This is a genomic window from Amycolatopsis sp. WAC 04197 (genome assembly GCF_003947475.1).
Lineage (GTDB): Bacteria > Actinomycetota > Actinomycetes > Mycobacteriales > Pseudonocardiaceae > Amycolatopsis > Amycolatopsis japonica.
On sequence record NZ_QHJK01000001.1, the window covers coordinates 543,749 to 562,085 of the forward strand.

The 18,337-nt window shown below is 69.6% G+C and carries 19 protein-coding genes; 11 read left to right on the forward strand and 8 right to left on the reverse strand.

Going from position 1 to position 18,337, the window contains the following annotated elements; translation table 11 throughout:
- Positions 1–39 precede the first annotated feature (39 nt).
- Complete coding sequence (locus DMC64_RS02675) at positions 40–1,566, forward strand: nucleobase:cation symporter-2 family protein (protein ID WP_125731844.1); 1,527 nt, start codon at positions 40–42, stop codon at positions 1,564–1,566.
- Between the two features lie 24 nt (positions 1,567–1,590).
- On the opposite strand, the gene DMC64_RS02680 is transcribed toward DMC64_RS02675, so the two are convergent.
- The gene (locus DMC64_RS02680; protein WP_125731846.1) at positions 1,591–2,310 is read right to left on the reverse strand and encodes a MerR family transcriptional regulator; all 720 of its coding nucleotides are present in this window, start codon (positions 2,308–2,310) and stop codon (positions 1,591–1,593) included.
- Positions 2,311–2,335: 25 nt separating this feature from the next.
- Complete coding sequence (locus DMC64_RS02685; protein ID WP_125731848.1) at positions 2,336–3,169, reverse strand: alpha/beta fold hydrolase; 834 nt, start codon at positions 3,167–3,169, stop codon at positions 2,336–2,338.
- A 183-nt stretch (positions 3,170–3,352) separates the two neighbouring features.
- Here DMC64_RS02685 and DMC64_RS02690 point away from each other — a divergent pair, with 183 nt between their 5' ends.
- Both DMC64_RS02690 and DMC64_RS02695 read left to right on the forward strand, forming a co-directional pair.
- The gene (locus DMC64_RS02690; RefSeq protein ID WP_005149851.1) at positions 3,353–3,556 is read left to right on the forward strand and encodes a cold-shock protein; all 204 of its coding nucleotides are present in this window, start codon (positions 3,353–3,355) and stop codon (positions 3,554–3,556) included.
- A gap of 102 nt (positions 3,557–3,658) precedes the next feature.
- Positions 3,659–4,303: a GNAT family N-acetyltransferase gene (locus DMC64_RS02695; protein ID WP_125731850.1), complete on the forward strand. Its 645-nt coding sequence runs from the start codon at positions 3,659–3,661 to the stop codon at positions 4,301–4,303.
- Here the strand turns inward: DMC64_RS02695 and DMC64_RS02700 are convergent.
- On the reverse strand, positions 4,293–4,940 hold the full coding sequence (locus DMC64_RS02700; RefSeq protein WP_063277218.1) for a response regulator transcription factor: 648 nt from the start codon (positions 4,938–4,940) through the stop codon (positions 4,293–4,295). The genes DMC64_RS02695 and DMC64_RS02700 overlap by 11 nt on opposite strands.
- On the reverse strand, positions 4,937–6,133 hold the full coding sequence (locus DMC64_RS02705; protein ID WP_125731852.1) for a sensor histidine kinase: 1,197 nt from the start codon (positions 6,131–6,133) through the stop codon (positions 4,937–4,939). The genes DMC64_RS02700 and DMC64_RS02705 overlap by 4 nt, the downstream gene beginning before the upstream one ends.
- A gap of 140 nt (positions 6,134–6,273) precedes the next feature.
- Between DMC64_RS02705 and DMC64_RS02710 the strand changes: the two genes are divergently transcribed.
- The 4 genes from DMC64_RS02710 (at position 6,274) to DMC64_RS02720 (ending at position 9,145) form a co-directional block, all read left to right on the forward strand.
- Complete coding sequence (locus tag DMC64_RS02710; RefSeq protein WP_125731854.1) at positions 6,274–7,362, forward strand: alpha/beta hydrolase; 1,089 nt, start codon at positions 6,274–6,276, stop codon at positions 7,360–7,362.
- A 154-nt stretch (positions 7,363–7,516) separates the two neighbouring features.
- Positions 7,517–7,672 (forward strand): hypothetical protein, encoded by a 156-nt coding sequence (locus tag DMC64_RS42635; protein WP_158634202.1) that lies wholly within the window; start codon positions 7,517–7,519, stop codon positions 7,670–7,672.
- Complete coding sequence (locus DMC64_RS02715) at positions 7,669–8,052, forward strand: PPOX class F420-dependent oxidoreductase (RefSeq protein ID WP_125731856.1); 384 nt, start codon at positions 7,669–7,671, stop codon at positions 8,050–8,052. The genes DMC64_RS42635 and DMC64_RS02715 overlap by 4 nt, the downstream gene beginning before the upstream one ends.
- Positions 8,053–8,158: 106 nt before the next feature.
- The gene (locus DMC64_RS02720; protein WP_125731858.1) at positions 8,159–9,145 is read left to right on the forward strand and encodes an MCE family protein; all 987 of its coding nucleotides are present in this window, start codon (positions 8,159–8,161) and stop codon (positions 9,143–9,145) included.
- 15 nt (positions 9,146–9,160) lie between these two features.
- Here DMC64_RS02720 and DMC64_RS02725 read toward each other — a convergent pair whose 3' ends face one another.
- A complete protein-coding gene (locus DMC64_RS02725) occupies positions 9,161–9,583 on the reverse strand; it encodes a hypothetical protein (protein WP_174492075.1) in 423 nt (140 codons plus the stop codon).
- Entirely contained in the window at positions 9,576–9,941 is a 366-nt protein-coding gene (locus tag DMC64_RS02730; RefSeq protein ID WP_037333184.1) for a hypothetical protein, read from the reverse strand. Before DMC64_RS02730 ends, DMC64_RS02725 begins: the two co-directional genes overlap by 8 nt.
- A 425-nt stretch (positions 9,942–10,366) precedes the next feature.
- Between DMC64_RS02730 and lanKC the strand changes: the two genes are divergently transcribed.
- From lanKC to DMC64_RS02750, 4 genes are all read left to right on the forward strand, one after another.
- Positions 10,367–12,910, forward strand: a complete 2,544-nt coding sequence (gene lanKC, locus DMC64_RS02735; protein WP_125731860.1) for a class III lanthionine synthetase LanKC — start codon at positions 10,367–10,369, stop codon at positions 12,908–12,910.
- Positions 12,911–12,949: 39 nt separating this feature from the next.
- Complete coding sequence (locus DMC64_RS02740; protein WP_123798255.1) at positions 12,950–13,093, forward strand: SapB/AmfS family lanthipeptide; 144 nt, start codon at positions 12,950–12,952, stop codon at positions 13,091–13,093.
- Between the two features lie 142 nt (positions 13,094–13,235).
- Complete coding sequence (locus DMC64_RS02745; protein ID WP_125731862.1) at positions 13,236–14,903, forward strand: ABC transporter ATP-binding protein; 1,668 nt, start codon at positions 13,236–13,238, stop codon at positions 14,901–14,903.
- Positions 14,900–16,636: an ABC transporter ATP-binding protein gene (locus tag DMC64_RS02750; RefSeq protein WP_125731864.1), complete on the forward strand. Its 1,737-nt coding sequence runs from the start codon at positions 14,900–14,902 to the stop codon at positions 16,634–16,636. Before DMC64_RS02745 ends, DMC64_RS02750 begins: the two co-directional genes overlap by 4 nt.
- On the opposite strand, the gene DMC64_RS02755 is transcribed toward DMC64_RS02750, so the two are convergent.
- Entirely contained in the window at positions 16,592–17,011 is a 420-nt protein-coding gene (locus DMC64_RS02755; protein WP_199754858.1) for a thioesterase family protein, read from the reverse strand. The two genes, DMC64_RS02750 and DMC64_RS02755, sit on opposite strands and share 45 nt — an antisense overlap.
- Positions 17,005–18,237, reverse strand: coding sequence for a hydroxyacid-oxoacid transhydrogenase (locus DMC64_RS02760; protein ID WP_038520332.1), 1,233 nt, complete (start codon positions 18,235–18,237; stop codon positions 17,005–17,007). Before DMC64_RS02760 ends, DMC64_RS02755 begins: the two co-directional genes overlap by 7 nt.
- Positions 18,238–18,337 lie beyond the last annotated feature (100 nt).

Consider the following 18,337-nt stretch of genomic DNA (forward strand, 5'->3'; position numbering starts at 1 on the left):
ATTGCCCGGCATCGCTCGCTTCTACCGAGAGGCGGATCCATGGTGAAGAGGACGCAGGCCGAAACGGCCGCGAGCGGCAGGCCCGAGGACGAACGGCTCGGGATCGGCAAGAGTTTCACTTACGGCATCCAGCACGTCCTGACGATGTACGGCGGGATCATCGCGCCGCCCCTGATCATCGGCGGTGCCGCGGGCGTTTCGACGGCGGAGATCGGGCTGCTCGTCGCGTCGTGTCTGTTCATCGGCGGGCTGGCGACGATCCTGCAGTCGTTCGGCATCCCCTTCTTCGGCTCCCGGCTGCCGCTGGTGCAGGGCACTTCCTTCGCGGGCGTGGCGACGATGACCGCGATCGTCGCGGACGGCGGGCTGCCCGCCGTCTTCGGCTCGGTGATCGCGTCCGCGGCGCTCGGCCTGCTCATCACGCCGGTGTTCTCGCGGCTGGTGAAGTACTTCCCGCCGGTCGTCACCGGGACGGTCATCACGGTGATCGGGCTCAGCCTGATGCCGGTCGCGGCCCAATGGGCGATGGGCAACAACACCAAATCGCCGGAATTCGGTTCGGTCTCCAACGTCGGCCTGGCCGCGATGACGCTGGCGATCGTGCTGCTGCTCAGCAAGGTCGCCGTCCCGGCGATCTCCCGGCTCTCGATCCTGCTGTCGATCGTGGTGGGCACCGTATTGGCCGCCGTGCTGGGCAAGGCCGATTTCTCCAAGGTCTGGGACGGCCCGATCTTCGCGGTACCGACGCCGTTCGCCTTCGGTATGCCGACCTTCGACGTCGCCGCGATCGTGTCGATGTTCATCGTCGTACTGGTGACCCTCACGGAGACCACGGCCGACATCCTCGCGGTCGGCGAGATCGTCGACACGCGCGTCGGCAAACGCCGGATCGGCGACGGGCTGCGCGCCGACATGGCGTCCTCGGCGATCGCGCCGGTGTTCAACGGTTTCATGCAGAGCGCGTTCGCCCAGAACGTCGGCCTCGTCGCGATCACCGGGATCCGGAGCCGGTTCGTGGTCACCGCCGGCGGCGTGATCCTGCTGATCCTCGGCATGCTCCCGGTGCTCGGCCGCGTGGTGGCCGCGATCCCGTATCCGGTACTGGGCGGTGCCGGTCTCGTGCTGTTCGGCACGGTCGCGGCGTCCGGTATCAAGACACTGTCCAAAGTGGACTACAACGGCAATATGAACCTGGTGATCGTCGCGGCGTCGGTCGGGATGGGCATGATCCCGATCGCGGCGCCGGAGTTCTACCACCACTTCCCGGCGTGGGTCGGCACGATCTTCCATTCGGGGATCAGCTCCGCCGCGCTCACGGCCGTCGTGCTGAACCTGTTGTTCAACCACCTCAAGCCCGCCAAGGCCGGCAGTGATCCGTCGGTGTTCGCGACGGCGACCAGGGTGATCGACTACTCGGATCTGAAAGCCTTCTCCCGGCTCGAAAACGGCGACAAGATCGTCGACGGCAAGATCGTGGACGCCGACGGCAAACCGGTCGAGATGCGCGACGAGGAAGGCAGGCCGGTGTCCTACCGGATCGGCTCGGAGCCCGACGCACACGGGTGACCGAGGCCGGCCGGGGACTCCGGGCTATCCGCGCTCGGCACGCCGCCGGGCGAGTTCGCCGACAACGCGTTGCCACGCCGGGGAAGCCTCGGAGACACGGGAAACCACCAGCTCGCCGTACCCCGGACGGCCGCCCCGCCGCTCGTGTTCGACCGCCCAGGCGTCCAGATCGTCGATGAGCGCGTCCAGGCGCGGATCGCGCGGATCCCAGCCGACGGCCTGATCACAGGCGAGATACACGCGGAGCGTCTCGGGATCGTCGAAGGCGGCGTTCTTCTCCCGCACCCGTTCCGGCACGGCGCGGGGATCCAGCGCCCGCATCAGGATCCACGCGTCGCGTTCGAGCAGCACCCGCCGCTCGCTGACGCCGAGACCGCGCATCCGCTCCAGGAGGGCGACCACGTCGGGCGGCAGGACGAGCCGCTCGCCGCCGGTCAGTTCGGCGATCCGGAGGCGGTTTTCGGCGAGCCGGTCGATCTTGCGCCGGAGTTCGGCGTCGATGTCGGAAACGGCGGCGGCGAACTCGGCGGGTTCCGCGTGCAGCAGCGCGTCGACGCGGGCCAGCGGGACCCCGGCGTCGGCGAGGGTCCTGATCCGGATGAGGTCCACCGCCGCTTGCGCGGTGTAGCGGCGGTAACCGGAGGCGTCCCGTTCGGGCTCGGGCAGGAGGCCGATGTGGTGGTAGTGGCGGACGGTGCGCACGGTCACGCCCGCGGTCGCCGCGAGCTGGCCGATCGTGAGCACCTGTCCTGTCCTCCTCTTCCTGAGCCTAAAGGCCTTCGACGACGTCGCGGATCGCCTGGACCACCGCGTCAGGGCGATCGAAGCAGAGTCGATGATGCAGTGTGTCGGTGAGGACGCGTTGCTCCCCTCTGGAGAACCCGCCGACCCGGGCCGCGTCCATCTTCAGCTTGGCCTCGTCGATCTCCCGCGGCGGAGACGCGACGACGGTGAGCGCGATCGCCGGGACGTCGGGCAGCTCCGGCCCGGCTCGCAGTTCGTCGGCGAGCGCGACCAGGCCGGTGCGCTCCGCGGCGCCGATGCGCAGCCACTCGTCGCTCACCTTGGCGTCGACGAGCGCCTCGCGGACGTCTTCCGGATAGTCCTCGCGCAGCTCGGCGTACATCGCGCGAAGGGCAGCGCGATCCGGACCGGGTGACGGCCGTCCGGCCGCGGACAGGCTCGCCTCGGGCGGCATGAAGTCGTCCCAGTCGGGATGGAGGGCGTCCAGGAAGACCAGCCCGGCCACGTCGCGCGGGTAGAGCTGCGCGAACCGGTGCGCGTGGAGGCCGCCGAGCGAGTGCGCCGCCAGCACGTACGGGGCGGGGATCTCCAGGGCGACCAGCAGCTCGCGCAGTTCCGAGGCGACCGCGGTGGCGGTGCGGGGCAGGGGGAGAGGGTCGCTGTGGCCCGTCCCGCCGCGGTCGTACACCACGGCGGTGGTGAACCGCGCGACCTCCTGCTGGACGCCGAAGTAGTCGAGGCCGACCGCACCGGCGCCCGGCAAGAACACGACGGCGGGCCCACCTTCACCCGATCGGTGCACGAAAAGGCGGTGGTCGTCTATCTCCTGGAGTCCTCCGACAGGGGGTGTGTTCGTCATGAGGCAAGGCTCCGACCCTGACGCAGGGTCAAGGTCAAGCGGACGAGAAGGTCGATGCTGACCTGGGGAAATGACCCGGTTCGGGACGGCAGCGTGTGCGAACGGGCAAGACCTGCGACAATGGACGGCGAGATCGGGGCATCGAATGGGCTCAGACTCGCTATGAAGAGCAGGTAAAAAAGTATGGCTCAGGGCAGCGTTAAGTGGTTCAACGGCGAAAAGGGCTTCGGCTTCATCGCTCAGGACGACGGCGGACCGGACGTTTTCGTGCACTACTCGGAGATCCAGGGCAGCGGCTTCAAGTCCCTGGACGAGGGGCAGCGCGTCGAGTTCGAGATCGGCCAAGGTCAGAAGGGCCCGCAGGCCCAGCGCGTCGTCGCCATCTGACTTTCTTCACGCCGAAGGCCTCCATCCGTACCGGGTGGGGGCCTTCGGGCGTTTCGGCTACCGATATCGTCGAAGCATGCTTGTGATCGTTCGTGAGCACCCGTGCGGCCGGACACGGTGAGCCGCTCCGCCCTGGAGCCCGAGCAGGTCGGGCGGAAGGTGCGGTTGCGCGAGGTCGGCCTCCGGGACCGCCGGGTCCTGATGGGCTTCGACCGTGACATGGCCCGCGAGGCGACGCCGCTGATCGGCGGCGGGCACCGGCACTGGGCTTCGCACCGTTCGGGGTCCGCCGGCGACGACATCCACTTCGGCATCGAGACCGTGCGCGGGCGGATGCTGGTCGGCTCGGTCTGCACCATCGGCGCCGACCCGGCGACCGGCAAGTTCGGCTACGGCATCGGGATCGCCCCGCGTCACCAGCGCTGCGGCTACGCCACGGACGCCATCACCGTCCTGCTGGCGCATATGTTCGGGCAGCGCGGCTTCCGCAAATGCGAGGTCAGCGTGTACGGCGGCAACGTCGCGTCGCTCTCGCTGCACGGCGGCCTCGGCTTCCGCGAGGAAGGCAGGCTGGCCGACACCGAGGTGGTGCGCGGCGAGATCAAGTACCTGGTGCGGATGGGCATCACGGCCGAGGAATTCGCCGCACGGCCTCTGGACGCCCTCGGCGACCTCGGCAGGCGTGGCCAGCACCGGCGGCCCCGCCGCGGCAAGCACTGGCGTACGCCCGCCGCGGTCAGCGGCTGATCAGCCCGGATTCGTAGGCGAACACGACCGCCTGGACGCGGTCGCGGAGGCCGAGCTTCGTGAGGATGCGGCCGACGTGCGTCTTCACCGTGCCCGGTGAGAGGAACAGCAGTTCGGCGATCTCGGCGTTGGACAGGCCCCTGGCCAGCTGCCGCAGCACCTCGTTTTCCCGCCCGGTGAGCAGGGCGAGCCGGTCGTCCGGCGGCGCCGCGGGCAGGCCGGTGACGACGCGGTCGAGCAGCCGCCGGGTGACGGTGGGCGCGAGGGTGGCCTCGCCGGAGGCGACCACGCGGACGCCGGCGAGCAGATCCGGCGCCAGCGCGTCCTTGAGCAGGAAGCCGCTGGCCCCGGCCCGGAGCGCGGCGTAGACGTATTCGTCGAGGTCGAACGTGGTCAGCACCAGGACGCGGGCGCGGTGGGCCGCGGCGATCGCGGCGGTGGCCTCCACACCGTCCATCTCGGGCATCCGGATGTCCATCAGCACCACGTCCGGATCGAGGTCCGCCACCAGCGCGACGGCCTCCGCCCCGTCACCCGCCTCGCCGACGACGTCGATGTCGTCCGCGTTGTCCAGGATCATCCGCAGGCCGGTGCGCACGAGCGACTGGTCGTCGGCGATGACCACCCGGATCGTCATGAGGGCAGGCTCGCGCGGACGGCGAAGCCGCGTTCCGGACGAGGCCCCGCGTCGAAGGTGCCGCCCAGGACGTTCACCCGTTCCCGCATGCCCTCGAGGCCGTGCCCGGAGCCGGACGGCTCTTCCGCCGCGGTGCCGTCGTCGGTCACTTCGATCTCCAGCGTCTCGGGCCCATACCGCATCACGATAGTCACCGACGCCGCCGGACCGGCGTGTTTCAGGACGTTCGTCAGCGCTTCCTGCACGATCCGGTACGCCGCCAAGTCCACTGTGGACGGAAGTGGACGGGGTTCCCCTTCGACCAGGAACTCGACCGGCGTGCCCGCGGAACGGAGGTCGGCGACCAGCCGCGGCAGGCGTTCCGCGCCCGGCTGGGGTTCCCAATCCGGCTCGTCCTGGCCGAGCGCGCCGAGCAGGCGCCGGATCTCGCCCAGCGCGGTCCGCCCGGTGCCGACGATGGCGTCCAGCGCTTCCCGCGTTCGCTCCGGCCGTCGCTCCAGTTCGGCTTGGGCGCCCTGCGCCTGCAGCACCACCACGGAAAGCGCGTGCGCGACGACGTCGTGCAGCTCTCGGCTGATGCGGCCGCGTTCGGCGGCCACGGCCAGCGCGGCCTGGGTGTCCCGCTCGCGTTCGAGGTCGGCGGCCCGCTGTTCCAGCACCGAAAGGCGGATGCGGCGCTGCCGCGTGTTCAGCCCGGCGAGCCACGCCACCGCGAGCGACAACCCGACACCGGCGAAACCGCCCCAGTCCTGCACTTGGTCGTCGTCGGGCTCGGGAGGCGCCAGCGGATCGATGATGATGATCCGCGGCGGTACCGGCGCCGGTTCCCGCGTATTCGCGTCGGCGGCGTGGATCATCCAGGCTCCGGTGACCAGCAGGCTCCCCGAGAGCAGGGCGAACGAAAGCCGTCGTGACCCCCAAGCCGCGACGGAGAAGAGACCGATCAGCGCCACGACGTCGACCGGGCGGAGATCGTTGCCCATGGCCAGATGCAGGAGTGAGACCGTCGCGCCGGTCGCGAAGGTGATCACGGGCCTGCGGTGCCGGACGAGCAGGGAAGCCAAGGCCACCAAGGAGGTCAGCCACCAGCCGAAGCCCTCCGGATCGTCGCTCGCGACCACAGTGGACAGTCCGATGAGCACGGTCAGCCCGATGTCCACGGCTTTCGGGTGATTCCTGAGGAAGGAGAGCACCGGCCGAGCGTAATCCCGGATCGGGGCCTCGCGGATCCCTCTCGCGGCAGACATCGGGATACGACCTGCGACAGACGCGCGAATACGACGGCGGGTCCCAGGCTGGACGCAGGAAGATCCCCGACAGAAACGGAAACCTCATGAGAAGGCTTCTCGTCGCGCTGGTCGCCCTCGCCGGCATGGTGTCCCTGGCGAGCCCGGCCGCGGCGGCTCCACGACTGAAGTTGCCGCCGCCGACCGGCTCGCATCCCGTCGGCTCCAGCGATCTGCACCTGATCGACTCTTCGCGCACGGACCCCTGGGTGCCGACCGAGCCGCGCGAGCTGATGGTGTCGATGTTCTACCCCGCGCTGGTGCCGTTCGGCGCGAAACGGCCCTACCTCACCTCGGCCGAGGCGAAGGCGTTCCTGACCGAATCGGGCCTGCCCGACGTCGACCCCGCGCTGCTCTCCGGACTCCGGACCAGCGCCAGGGTCGATGCCCCGCCGCTGCCGGGGAGGCACGCGCTCGTCGTCCTGTCGCCGGGATTCGGCAAACCGCGCACCACGCTCACCGGCCTGGCGGAAGAGCTGGCGAGCAAGGGTTTCGTGGTCGCGCTGATCGGCCACAACTACGAGTCCCACGGCACCGCGTTTCCCGACGGGCATGTCACCGAATGCGCCGCCTGCGGATCCGACTCCACGTTGCTCCCGCCGATCCGCTCCGCGGACGTCTCCTTCGTCCTCGACACCCTGACCAAGCCTTCCTCGCGCTGGTCCCGGCTGATCGACCGGACACGGATCGGGATGGCGGGCCATTCCATCGGCGGGTACAGCGCGCCGACCGCGATGGTCGACGACCAGCGGATCCGGGCGGGCGTCGACATGGACGGCAGGCTGTGGTCGCCGATCCCCGCGCCCGGTATCGACCGGCCGTTCCTGCTGCTCGGCCGCGAAAGCGAGTACACCCCGGCCGGCCCGGACACGACCTGGGCGGGCAGCTGGCCGAACCTCACCGGCTGGAAGCGCTGGATCAGCGTCGCGACGGCCGGGCACGCGTCCTTCACTGACGTCGGCGTCCTCGGTGAACAGCTCGGGCTGACCAAGCCCGGCCTGCTCGGTGGCGAGCGCGGGATGCAGCTGACCAGGGCGTATGTCTCGGCGTTCTTCGACGCGAACCTGCGCGGAGGACACCAGCCGCTGCTCGACGGGCCGGTGGCGGACAACCCGGAAATCAAGTTCTGGAACTAGCCGCGTTTCTCAAGTCCGTGAAGGCCTCCTTGAGGGACTCTGGGTCCCTCAAGGAGGCCTTCACGGACTGGGACGTTCCACGCGCCCCGAACCCCTCAGGCTCGCCCCACACCAGTGGGTGGGCGTGCGCCCAATGTGGCATTGGAGACGCTCAGTGTCCCCAATGTGGCATTGGGGACAGTCGTCGGCGGAGACAGCGGCCGACACGTTCGCCTTGGCCGCCGAGCTGGCCGACTGCCTGGAACTGATCAGCCGGAAGGTCGAGGTCTACCGTCACGTTTCGCGCGGCCGCTTCGTCCCAGTGACATGACTAAGCAGCTCACCGAATTCACCGCCCAGAAGACGATCTTGCTGAAGACCTTCAAACGGGACGGGACACCCGTCGGGACGCCGATCAACATCGCCGTCGAAGGCGATCATGCGTACATCCGGACGTATGACGCGGCGTGGAAGGCCAAGCGGATGCGCAACGATCCGCGGGTCGAGATCGCCCCGTCGACGTTCCGCGGCGTCCCGACCGGGGAGCCCGTGAACGCGCGGGTCCGCCTGCTCGACGGCGCCGAGGCGCGGCACGCGGCCACCCTTCTGGCGAGGAAACATCGGCTCTTGCACGGCTTCCTCGTCCCGCTCTTCCACCGGCTGAAGAAGTACAAGACGCTCCATTACGAAGTCCGGCTCGACGTCTCCTGATGTCCACTGTGGACAGACGTTGCCACCCGATCGGTGCAACGTTTCGCCTGGCGATGGGCAAGGGCGGCCCCTAAGCTTTGCCGCTCGTGACCTGCGAGGTGAGACGATGAGGTCCTTCGGCGCGGTGGATCCGGTCAAGGTGGCGCTCGCCGGGCTCACCACGATGGCCCTCGGCATGGCGGCGGCCCTGAACGCCGACGCTTTGCCGGTGATCGGCGGCGGCACCACCTATTCCGCCGAATTCTCCGACGCCGGCGGATTGCGCGCCGACAACGACGTCCGGATCGCCGGGGTGAAGGTCGGCAAGGTTTCCGAAATCGATCTCGACGGCGATCGCGTGCTCGTCTCCTTCCGGGTGAAGGACGCCTGGGTCGGCGACGCCACGAGCGCGTCCATTCAGATCAAGAACGTCCTGGGGCAGAAGTACTTGGCGCTCGACCCGCGTGGCGAAGCGATCCTCGACCCCGGTGACCCGATCCCGCTGCGGCGGACCACCGCGCCGTATGACGTCCTTGAAGCGTTTCGGGATTTGTCGAAAACCGTCGACGCCATCGACGTCGGCCAACTGGCGAAAAGCTTCGATGCGATTTCGGCGACTTTCGCCGATACGCCCGCCGACGTCCGCTCCGCGCTCGACGGGATCACGAAGCTCTCCGGCACCATCGCCTCCCGGGATCGGCAGCTCCGGGCGCTCGTCGCGAACACGCGGCAGGTCTCGCAGACCCTCGTCGACCGCGACACCGAGGCCCAGCGGCTGATCCAGGACGGCAACGCGCTGCTGCGCGCGATCTCCACCCGGCAGCAGGCGATCAAGGACCTGCTCGACGGCTCGAAACGGCTCGCGACCGCGCTCGACGGCATCATCGCCGACAACGACGGGCAACTGGGACCGGTGCTCGAACAACTCGACCGGCTGACGTCCATGCTCCAGCGCAATCAGGATTCACTGGCCAAGGGGATCGCCGCGTTCGCGCCGGCGATCCGGGTGCTCACCAACGTCGCGGGCAACGGCCGCTGGATCGACGGCTACCTGTGCGGGCTGGTCCTGCCGACGTTCGGCCCGCTCAACGAAAAGGGCTGCTTCGAGAAGTGAGCGGCCCGCTTTCGGTCAGGGTTTCGTCCGCCGCAACCAGAACAACCCGATCACCGGCAGCACCAGCGGGATGAAGAGGTAGCCCTGCCCGTACACCGACCACACGGTGGCGTGGGGGAAGGCCTCGCGGTCGAAGAGGCTGAACGTGCCGACGGTCAGCACGCCGAGCAGCTCGACGCCGCAGGCGATCAGCGCGATCCGCCACCAGCCCGCCCCGCGGCGGGCCAATGCCACGGTGGCCAGCAGGTAGACCACGGCCGCGAACGCGGAAAGGGCGTAGGCCAGCGGGGCTTCGTGGAACTTGGTGCTGATCTGCACGGCGGCGCGCGAGGTCGCCGCCAGCGCGAAGATCGCGTACACCGCGACCAGGATCCGTCCCGGGCCGGAGGCCTTGTCCGTCGCGGTGTCCACCGTCTTCTCCTCGGTTTCTTCAGGCACTGGCGCCCGCCCACACCTCGTGCAGCCGGAGCACCATCACCGGGATGGCGAGGCACGCGATGCCGAGGATCGCGGTGCTCGCCCGGGTGCGCTCGGCCAGCGCCCAGAACGTCCCGAGCGGGAGCACGACCAGGCAGCCGATCAGATAGGCGAGATAGGTGGCCATGCTGCCGGGGCGGCCGCCGCCGATCAGCAGGACGACACCGATCACGAGCTGGGCCACCAGGAGTACTTCGATCACGGCGAGGCCGGCGAGCAGCGCGTTGTCCGGCAGCTTCTTGCGCGCCGCCTGGACGAAACTCCACACCGCGACCAGCGTCGCGCAGATCGCGACGGTCACCGCGAACCCTGTGATCACGTCGGCCTCCTTACCCGCTCCACCGGCGACAACGTACCTCCGGGCCGATCATCGCCGACGGGCGACCGGTGGGCCGCGTGGCGGGCGCCACGAGCCGGGCAGTGGTCCAGACCTCGGGTGAATAGATCACGAAACGCGGCCGGTTGGCGCACTGTCAATTTCCGCGCGCATTATTGCTTTCGGTGCCTCGACCAGGGATTACGGCACCGGCGCGTTCCTGTTACACACCGACCGGGTGGTTGGAATCCGAGTTGATCTCACGCTGGGTACCCCTACCATTCGGTAGTTTTCGAATTCACGTCCCTGAACAGCCCATCCGAACCCCCGATATGGCGGATTGGCCGTTCGGGGTCCGGCGGGTGGAATATTCTGCATCGCGATGGTGCACATGGCCCATCCGATTGGTGCCAAGGAGGGGGCGCTCGATGGACGTCCGGTACGAAGCGTATTGCTTCGCCGATCCACTGTTCTTCGATGAGCAGCGGGAAACCGGGGACGTCGCCGACGATTTCGCCTCCCTGTTGCCCGCTCCCGGAGACGGCTGGCGCACCGGGGTGCGCGGAGTGTGGCGGTTACTGCACCCTGTTGCTCGAAACCTTCCCTTGCAGGGCTGGAAAATCCACGTTTCGGCAGGTTTGGACAACGCCGAACGGGTGCTTGTGAAGGTGCACGAGCATTGTGTCGAGCACGCCGTGTCCTACAAGCATCTGCGTTCGCGGACGACCCTGCTGGCCAGGAATTCCAAATACGCTCCGCGTGACGGAAGCGGTAAGTTACTGACTCTTTATCCGGCTGACAACAACGAGCTGGAGCGTGTTCTCGCGGCGTTGTCGGCGAAGCTCGACGGCGAACCCGGCGCGTACATTCTCAGTGATCTTCGGTATGGTGCCGGCCCGCTCTACGTCCGCTACGGCGGATTCGCCGAGCAATGGGTCGAACTCGACGGCAAGCGGGTCCTCGCGATACGCAAACCGGACGGGACGCTGGTCCCGGACAAGCGTGAGCCGACCTTCTCCGTACCCGACTGGGTGACGATTCCGGAGTTCCTCGCACCTCATCTCGCAGCTCGCAAGAGCGGCGGAGCGGATCAGTTCCCCTATCAGGTGAAAAGTTCTCTGCACTTCTCCAACGGCGGCGGCGTGTACCTCGCCGACCGGAAGACCGACGGCGAACGCGTGGTCCTCAAGGAGGCAAGACCGTTCGCCGGCCTGGACCGGGACGAGGTCGACGCCGTCGAACGCCTCCGCCGTGAGCACGAGGTGCTGGAGCGGCTGAAGGGCATCGACGGCATCCCCACCGCCTACGACCGCTTCACCGTCTGGGAGCACCACTTCCTGGCGATGGAGTACATGCCCGGCGTCTCGCTCGGCAACTGGCTCGCCCGCAACTACCCGCTCACCCGGCGCGACACCACCGAGGCCGACATCGCCGCGTACACCGAACGCGCGCTGGCGCTGGTCCGGCGGGTGGAGGCGATGGTCGGCGAGGTGCACGAACGCGGGATCGTCTTCGGCGACCTGCACTCGCTGAACATCCTCGTGGACGGGGACGACGACGCGGTCTCCCTGATCGACTTCGAGATGGCCTCGGACATCGAAAGCGGCACCAGGCCCGCGCTCGGCGCGCCCGGCTTCCGCGCTCCGAGGGACCGGAACGGGTTCGAGGTCGACGAGTACGCGCTCGCCGTCCTGAAGCTGTGGATCTTCCTGCCGCTCACGACGCTCCTCGAACTCGCCCCGGCGAAGCTGCGCGGGCTCGCGGACTTCGTCCAGCAGCGTTTCGACGTCCCGGAGGGCTACGCCGACTCGATCGTCGCGGAGCTCGCCCCCCGGAACCTGCCACCGCTCACGAGCGCCACCGAACTGGATCAGGAACGACCGGACTGGGCGCTGGTCCGCAAGCAGATCACCGAGGCGATCCTCGCCAGCGCGACCCCCGAGCGCACCGACCGGCTCTTCCCCGGTGACATCGAGCAGTTCCGCGTCGGCGGAGCGTGTTTCGGCTACGGCGCGGCCGGCGTCCTCCACGCACTGAAAACGGTCGGCGGCGAGCGGCATCCCCAGCACGAACGCTGGCTGCTGGACTCGATCCGCCGCGATCCGCCCGGACGCCCAGGGTTCTACGACGGCTCGTACGGGATCGCGTACGTCCTCGAAGAGCTCGGTTACCGCGAAGAGGCCACCAAGCTCTTGGCGGCGTCGTCGACGCTGGTCGAGCAGACCACCGACCACGGGCTGGAAGGCGGCCTGTCCGGGATCGGGCTCACCCAGCTGCATTTCGCGGTGGCCCGCAAGGACAACGAGTTCGGCAGGCAGGCGCTCGCCACCGCCGTCCGGCTCGCCGAAGCCCTGGAGATCGCCGACCCGCCCGGCGACTTCGGCCGCGCCGGGTTGCTCAACGGCTGGTCCGGTCCGGCGCTGCTGTTCGTGCGGCTGTTCGAACGCACCCGCGAAGAAGGTTGGCTGTCCTTCGCCGACCAGGCGCTGGAACGGGACATCGAGGAATGCGTCGAGTCCGACGACGGTTCGCTGCAGGTCCGCGACGGCGAAACCCGGACGTTGCCCTACGTGGGGGTCGGCAGCGCCGGGATCCTCATGGTTGCCGAGGAGCTGGCGAAGCACCGCCCCAACGCGAAGGCGTTGAAGAGCCTTCCCGGCCTGCGTGAAGCGTGCCGCGGCGAGTTCGTCATCCACCCCGGGCTGCTGTTCGGCAGGGGCGGGCTGATGACCGCGCTGGCCATGGGCGCCGACCCGGACCAGCGCGTCCGCGACGCCATCGACCTGCATCTTTCCCGGCTGGCCTGGTACGCGGTGCCGTACAAGGGCGGCCTGGCGTTCCCCGGCAACCAGCTGCTGCGGCTGTCGATGGACGTCGTCACCGGCGGCGCGGGCGTCCTGCTCGCCTTGGCCGCCACCCTGGACGGGAAGGCCGCGCTGCCTTTCCTGTCCTCCCGAACTGCCGTCCGATGAGGACGGCGGACCAAGAGGTAACTAGTGAAAGGGAACACCATGGAACTGGTTCTCGACCTGCAGGCCCTGGAAGCCCCCGAGGTTCTCGAAGGTGGCGGCGGTGGCAGCCACGGCGGCGCGAGCAACCTCAGCCTGCTGGCCTCCTGCGCGAACAGCACCGTCAGCCTGCTGACCTGCCACTGAGTCACGGCTGAGCACTGAAGGCGCGGGAGCGGCACAGGCCAAGTGCGCCGCTCCCGCGCCTTCATTTTGCCTTCCGGTTCATCTCGTTGGGATCACGGTGTCCTCCGGCGCGGTCGCGGGGTCACCAGGACTAAGGAGTGGGATGGCGGGTTCCGCCGATCGGTTGCTGGTCACGGTGACCGCACTGGATCGCCCCCGCCTGATCGCGCTGATCTTCAGCGCGCTCGCCGGGACGGCTGCGGGACTGCTCCTGCCCGGCGCGCTCGCCGCCGCGGTCGACGCCGTGGTCGCCGGACGGCCCAGCCTGCCCGAGGTCACCTGGCTGATCGTCCTCGGCGTCACCGAAATCGCCGTCGGCCTGATCGGCGGCATCCTCACCGCGCGGATGACCGCGTCCGCCACGGCCTGGCTGCGCCGGGAACTCGCCGACCGCTATCTCGCGCTCGGCACTCGATCGACCTTCGCCGACGGCGACGCGATCAGCAGGCTCACCGGTGACTGCACCGGCGCGGGACTGGTCGCCTCGGTCGTCGTCCAGCTCGGCTCGACCACCCTCATCTCCGGCGGGGCCGTCGTCCTGCTCGCACTGATGGACTGGCGGCTCGCGCTCGTCTTCCTCGGCAGCATCCCGTTCGGCCTGATGCTCGCGCGCACCCATCTGAAGAACACCGCCGACGACGTCCTCACCTATCAAGAGGTGTCCGGCGAGCTCGCGGCGAGGATGGTCGACGCCGTCGCCGGGCTCCGCACGATCGCCGCGTCGGGCACTGCCGACCGCGAAGCCGACCGTGTGCTGCGGCCGCTGCCGAAACTGAGCCTCGCCGGCCGCGGGATGTGGCGCACGCAGGCCCGGATGGTGTGGCGTTCCGGTCTGCTGCTGCCCGCGGTCGAGCTCGCGGTGCTCGCCGCCGCCGGTTTCGGCGTGCTGGAAGGCAGGCTGACCGTCGGCCAGGTCCTCGCGGCCCTCGGCTACGTCGCCCTCGGCATGGGCCTGATCACGCAGATTCCCTTGCTCACCACACTTTCCCGCGCGCGGTCGTGTGCGCGGCGGATCACCGAGGTGCTGGAGGCGCCGGTCCCCGAACCGGGTGATCTCGGCGTCGTCCCCGGGCGGGGCACGCTCGAACTGCGCGGCGTCACCGTCGAGGGCGCGTTGCGCGACGTCGACCTGCTCGTGCGGGGCGGCCGGTTCACCGCGGTCGTCGGGCGGTCCGGTTCGGGGAAGTCCGCGCTGGTCAACGTGCTCGGCGGGCTGCTGACCCCGGACGAGGGGACGGCGACGCTCGACGGCCGTCCGCTGGAGAAGCTGCGGCCGTACGAACTCCGCGCTGTGGTCGGGTTCGCCTTCGAACGGCCCGCGCTGCTCGGCGCGACGATCGGCGACGCCGTCGGCTACGGCTCGTGGGCCGGGGAGGCCGCCGTGCGTGCCGCCTGCCGGTCCGCGCAGGTCGACGACCTGATCGTCCGGCTGCCCGACGGCTACCGGACGCCGCTCAGGGAAACCCCGCTCTCCGGCGGGGAGGCGCAGCGGATCGGGCTGGCGCGCGCGATCGCGCACGCGCCGCGGGTGCTCATCCTCGACGACGCCACCGCCAGCCTCGACACGGTCACCGAAGCCGCCGTCGAGGAGGCGATCGAACGCACGCTGCCCGGCCGGACCCGGGTGGTGGTGACGCATCGCGCGGCCACCGCGTCGCGGGCGGACACGGTGGTGTGGCTGGAAGACGGCCGCGTCCGGGCGGTCGGCGCCCACGACGAGCTGTGGCGGACTCCGGCTTATCGGGCTGTTTTCACCGAGGGCGCGCAATGAGCGTCTGGGGGCTCTACCGCTCGGCGCTGGCCGGGCAGTGGCGCGGCGGGCTGGTGCTGCTGGCCTGCTCCGTACTGGAGAGCGCGCCCGCGTTCTTGTCCGGTCGCCTGGTCGAACTCGCGGTTGACGAGGGGTTTGCCGCGGATCGGCCAGGCACCGGACTGCGTTGGCTCGCGGTCTTCGGGCTGGTCGCCGTGATCGGCGCGTTCGGTTCGCGGCTGGTGTGGCATCAGCTCGGCAAGGTCGTCGAGCCGTTGCGCGACGCGCTGGTGACCGCCGTCGTGCGCGGGGTCCTGCACGATCCGGCGCCGCCGCGGAATCAGCCGGACGCCAGCGGCGTCGCCCGGATCACCCAGCATGTCGAAGTGGTGCGTGACGCCACGGCCGGGTTGCTGGTGCAGGCGCGCGGGATGATCGTGACGACGGTGGCGGCGCTGGCCGGGTTGTTCACCGTCGCCGGTTCGCTCGCGTTGATCGTCGCGATCCCGGTGGTGGTCGCGGTCCTCGTGTTCGCCTGCCTGCTCCCGTCGCTGGCGCGGCGTCAGCGCGCGCTCGCGCTGGCCGACGAGCGGACCGCCGAGGTCGCGGGCGCGTCGTTGTCCGGTATGCGCGACATCGTCGCGTGCGGCGCCGAACCCCTTGCCGCGCTGGAGCTCTACGACGCCATCGACACGCAGGCCAAGGCGGCCGTGCGGGTGGCGCGGTCCGGGGCGGCCCGGACGGTCGTGATCGCGACCGGCGGGTTCGTGCCGTTGCTCCTGGCGTTGCTGGTGGCGCCGGGCATGGTCCAGGCCGGGGTGCTCACCGCCGGTGCCGCGCTCGGCGCGCTGGTCTACCTGGCGACGACGATGCAGCCGGCGTTGCGCGGGCTGGCCGCGACCGCGAGCACCGTGGTGCTGCGGCTGATCGTCGCGTTGCGGCGGCTCGCCGAAACCGCCGAGGCCGAGCCGGAGGCCGACGGCACGGCCGAACCCGACGGGACCGCGATCTACGTGCGCGACCTGACCTTCAGCTGGGGCGCGGCCGCGCAACCGGTGGTGCGCGGACTCGACCTGCACCTTCGGCCCGGCGAGCGGCTCGCGGTGGTGGGGCCGAGCGGGATCGGCAAGTCGACCCTGGCCGGGCTCCTGACCGGCATGCTCGAACCGCAGGCCGGCCGGGTGCTGCTCGGTGGGGTCCCGGTCCGGGAGGTCCCGGCGGCGCTGCGGCACCGGATGGTCGCGCTGATCCCGCAGGAGGCGTACGTCTTCGCGGGGACCGTGCGGGACAACGTCGGCTTGTTCGCGCAGACCGCGATGGACGGCGAACTCCTGGCGGCGGTGCGGGCCGTCGGCGCGGAACCGCTGGTCACGCGGCTGGGCGGACTCGACGGCGAGATCGGGCACGGCACGCTGTCCGCCGGTGAGGCACAGCTGATCGCCCTCGCCCGGGTGTACGCGAGCGACGCGACCGTCGTCATCCTCGACGAGGCGACGTCGCATCTCGACCCGCCCGCCGAAGCCCGCGCGGAACGGGCGTTCGCCGAGCGGGGCGGGGTGCTGGTGGTGATCGCGCACCGGCTGACGTCGGCGCTGCGCGCGGACCGGGTCCTGGTGATGGACGGCAAGGAAACCGCCCTGGGCACCCATCTCGAACTCATGGACCGGTCCACGCGCTACGCCCAGCTCATGCACGCGTGGTCGCCGCGGCTACCCCAGCCCAGTGCGCAGTTCTTCCAGCGCGCTCCTGAGTAGACCCTCGACGGGGACCGGGCGCCGGGATTCGCGATCGACGAAGACGTGCACGAAATGCCCCTCCGCGATCACCGTCTCCTTCGAGTACATCCCGACCTCGTAGCGGACGCTGGACCGGCCGAGATGGCCCACCCGCAGGCCGACTTCGAGTTCTCCCGGGAACGACACCGAAGCGTGGTACTTGCATTGCGATTCCACGCACAGCCCGATGACCGCGCCGGTCTCGATGTCGAGTCCGCCGCGTTCGATCAGCCAGGTGTTGATCACGGTGTCCATCACCGAGTAGTGGACGACGTTGTTGACGTGTCCGTAGACGTCGTTGTCCTTCCACCGCAACGGAACCGTCTGCCAGTGCGGATAGTCGGCGTTCACCACAGCGTCACCGACTCCCGCAGGATGACGGCGAGGTCGGCTTCGGACGCCTCGCGCGGCGCCGTCGCCAGCAGCCGTTGTTGTTTCACCGTGCCGGAAACCAGAGAGTCCACATCGGACTCGGTGTAGCCGACGGCGCCGATCCCGTTGGGGATCCCGATCTCCCGCATGATCTGCCCGAGCACCGCGGGCAGGTGATCCCGCAGATCGCCCGGCCATTCGTAATCCGGCGCGAGCAGCCGGGCCACCCGGATGTGCCGTTCGGGTGCGGCGTCGAAGGTGAACCGGAACGCCGCCGGCGCGGTCAGCGAGACGGCCATCCCGTGCGGCACCATCGCTTCGTCGCCCGGGTACCCGGACGGATGGAAGTCCCGCACCTGCCCGGCGATCGGATACGCGTTGGCGTGCGGGATGTGCACCCCGGCGTTGCCGAAGCCGAGCCCGGCGAACGTCGCCGCGAGCGCCATCGCCTCGCGTGCCTTCATGTCGGAGCCGTCGCGCACAGCCGCGGGCAACGCCCACGACAGCAACCGCAGCGACTGCTCGGCGAACATGTCGGCCAGCGGATTCGAGCCACAGTAAGGAACCCGGTCCTCCGGTCGCTTCCGGTCGAACTCGGTGTACGGCTTGGCCGTGTAGCTTTCCGCGGCGTGGCAAAGGATGTCCATCCCGCTCGCGGCGGTCACCTCGGGTGGCTGCGAGACCGTCAGCCTCGGGTCGACCACCGCGAGGCTCGGCCGCATCCGGAGATGGCTGATGCCGCTCTTCACCCGCAGTGACAACACGTCCAGCACGCACACCGTGGTGCTCTCCGAGCCCGTTCCGGTGGTGGTCGGCACCGCGACCAGCGGTTTCAGCGGTGCGCTCGGGGCGCGGCCGCCGCCGACCGGTGCGTTGACGTAGTCCATCAGGTCGCCGTCGTTGCTGGTCAACAGGTTCACCGCCTTGGCGGTGTCGATGGCCGACCCGCCACCGACGGCGACGAAGGCGTCCCACTCGCCCTGTCCCCGGGCGAAGTCGACGGCCTTCCGCATGCTGACGTCGGTCGGCTCGACATGTACGCCGTCGAAGACGACGGCTTCGATGCCATAGGTCTCGATGCCTTCGGCGATCCGTTGTGGCCAGCCCGTCGCGGCGACACCCGCGTCGGTCAGGACGAGCACCCGGCGGGCGCCGTACTGGGTGAGGTCGTAGCCGATCTCATCGCTCGACCCGGTGCCGTACTTCAAGGCAGGCGCCCCGTAAGTGAAAACAGTTTCACGTCCGGCGGTGGCTGAGGTCACGTTTTCGTGCTCCCTTGCTCGAACACGTTCCGAATATCGGACATTC

What these genes read in the sequence shown, in the direction of transcription:
- DMC64_RS02675 (WP_125731844.1), top strand. Translation starts at nt 40, where the DNA reads ATGGTGAAGAGGACGCAGGCCGAAACGGCCGCGAGCGGCAGGCCCGAG.
- DMC64_RS02685 (WP_125731848.1), bottom strand. Translation starts at nt 3,169, where the DNA reads ATGACGAACACACCCCCTGTCGGAGGACTCCAGGAGATAGACGACCAC.
- DMC64_RS02690 (WP_005149851.1), top strand. Translation starts at nt 3,353, where the DNA reads ATGGCTCAGGGCAGCGTTAAGTGGTTCAACGGCGAAAAGGGCTTCGGC.
- DMC64_RS02700 (WP_063277218.1), bottom strand. Translation starts at nt 4,940, where the DNA reads ATGACGATCCGGGTGGTCATCGCCGACGACCAGTCGCTCGTGCGCACC.
- DMC64_RS02710 (WP_125731854.1), top strand. Translation starts at nt 6,274, where the DNA reads ATGAGAAGGCTTCTCGTCGCGCTGGTCGCCCTCGCCGGCATGGTGTCC.
- DMC64_RS02715 (WP_125731856.1), top strand. Translation starts at nt 7,669, where the DNA reads ATGACTAAGCAGCTCACCGAATTCACCGCCCAGAAGACGATCTTGCTG.
- DMC64_RS02720 (WP_125731858.1), top strand. Translation starts at nt 8,159, where the DNA reads ATGAGGTCCTTCGGCGCGGTGGATCCGGTCAAGGTGGCGCTCGCCGGG.
- lanKC (WP_125731860.1), top strand. Translation starts at nt 10,367, where the DNA reads ATGGACGTCCGGTACGAAGCGTATTGCTTCGCCGATCCACTGTTCTTC.
- DMC64_RS02740 (WP_123798255.1), top strand. Translation starts at nt 12,950, where the DNA reads ATGGAACTGGTTCTCGACCTGCAGGCCCTGGAAGCCCCCGAGGTTCTC.
- DMC64_RS02745 (WP_125731862.1), top strand. Translation starts at nt 13,236, where the DNA reads ATGGCGGGTTCCGCCGATCGGTTGCTGGTCACGGTGACCGCACTGGAT.
- DMC64_RS02750 (WP_125731864.1), top strand. Translation starts at nt 14,900, where the DNA reads ATGAGCGTCTGGGGGCTCTACCGCTCGGCGCTGGCCGGGCAGTGGCGC.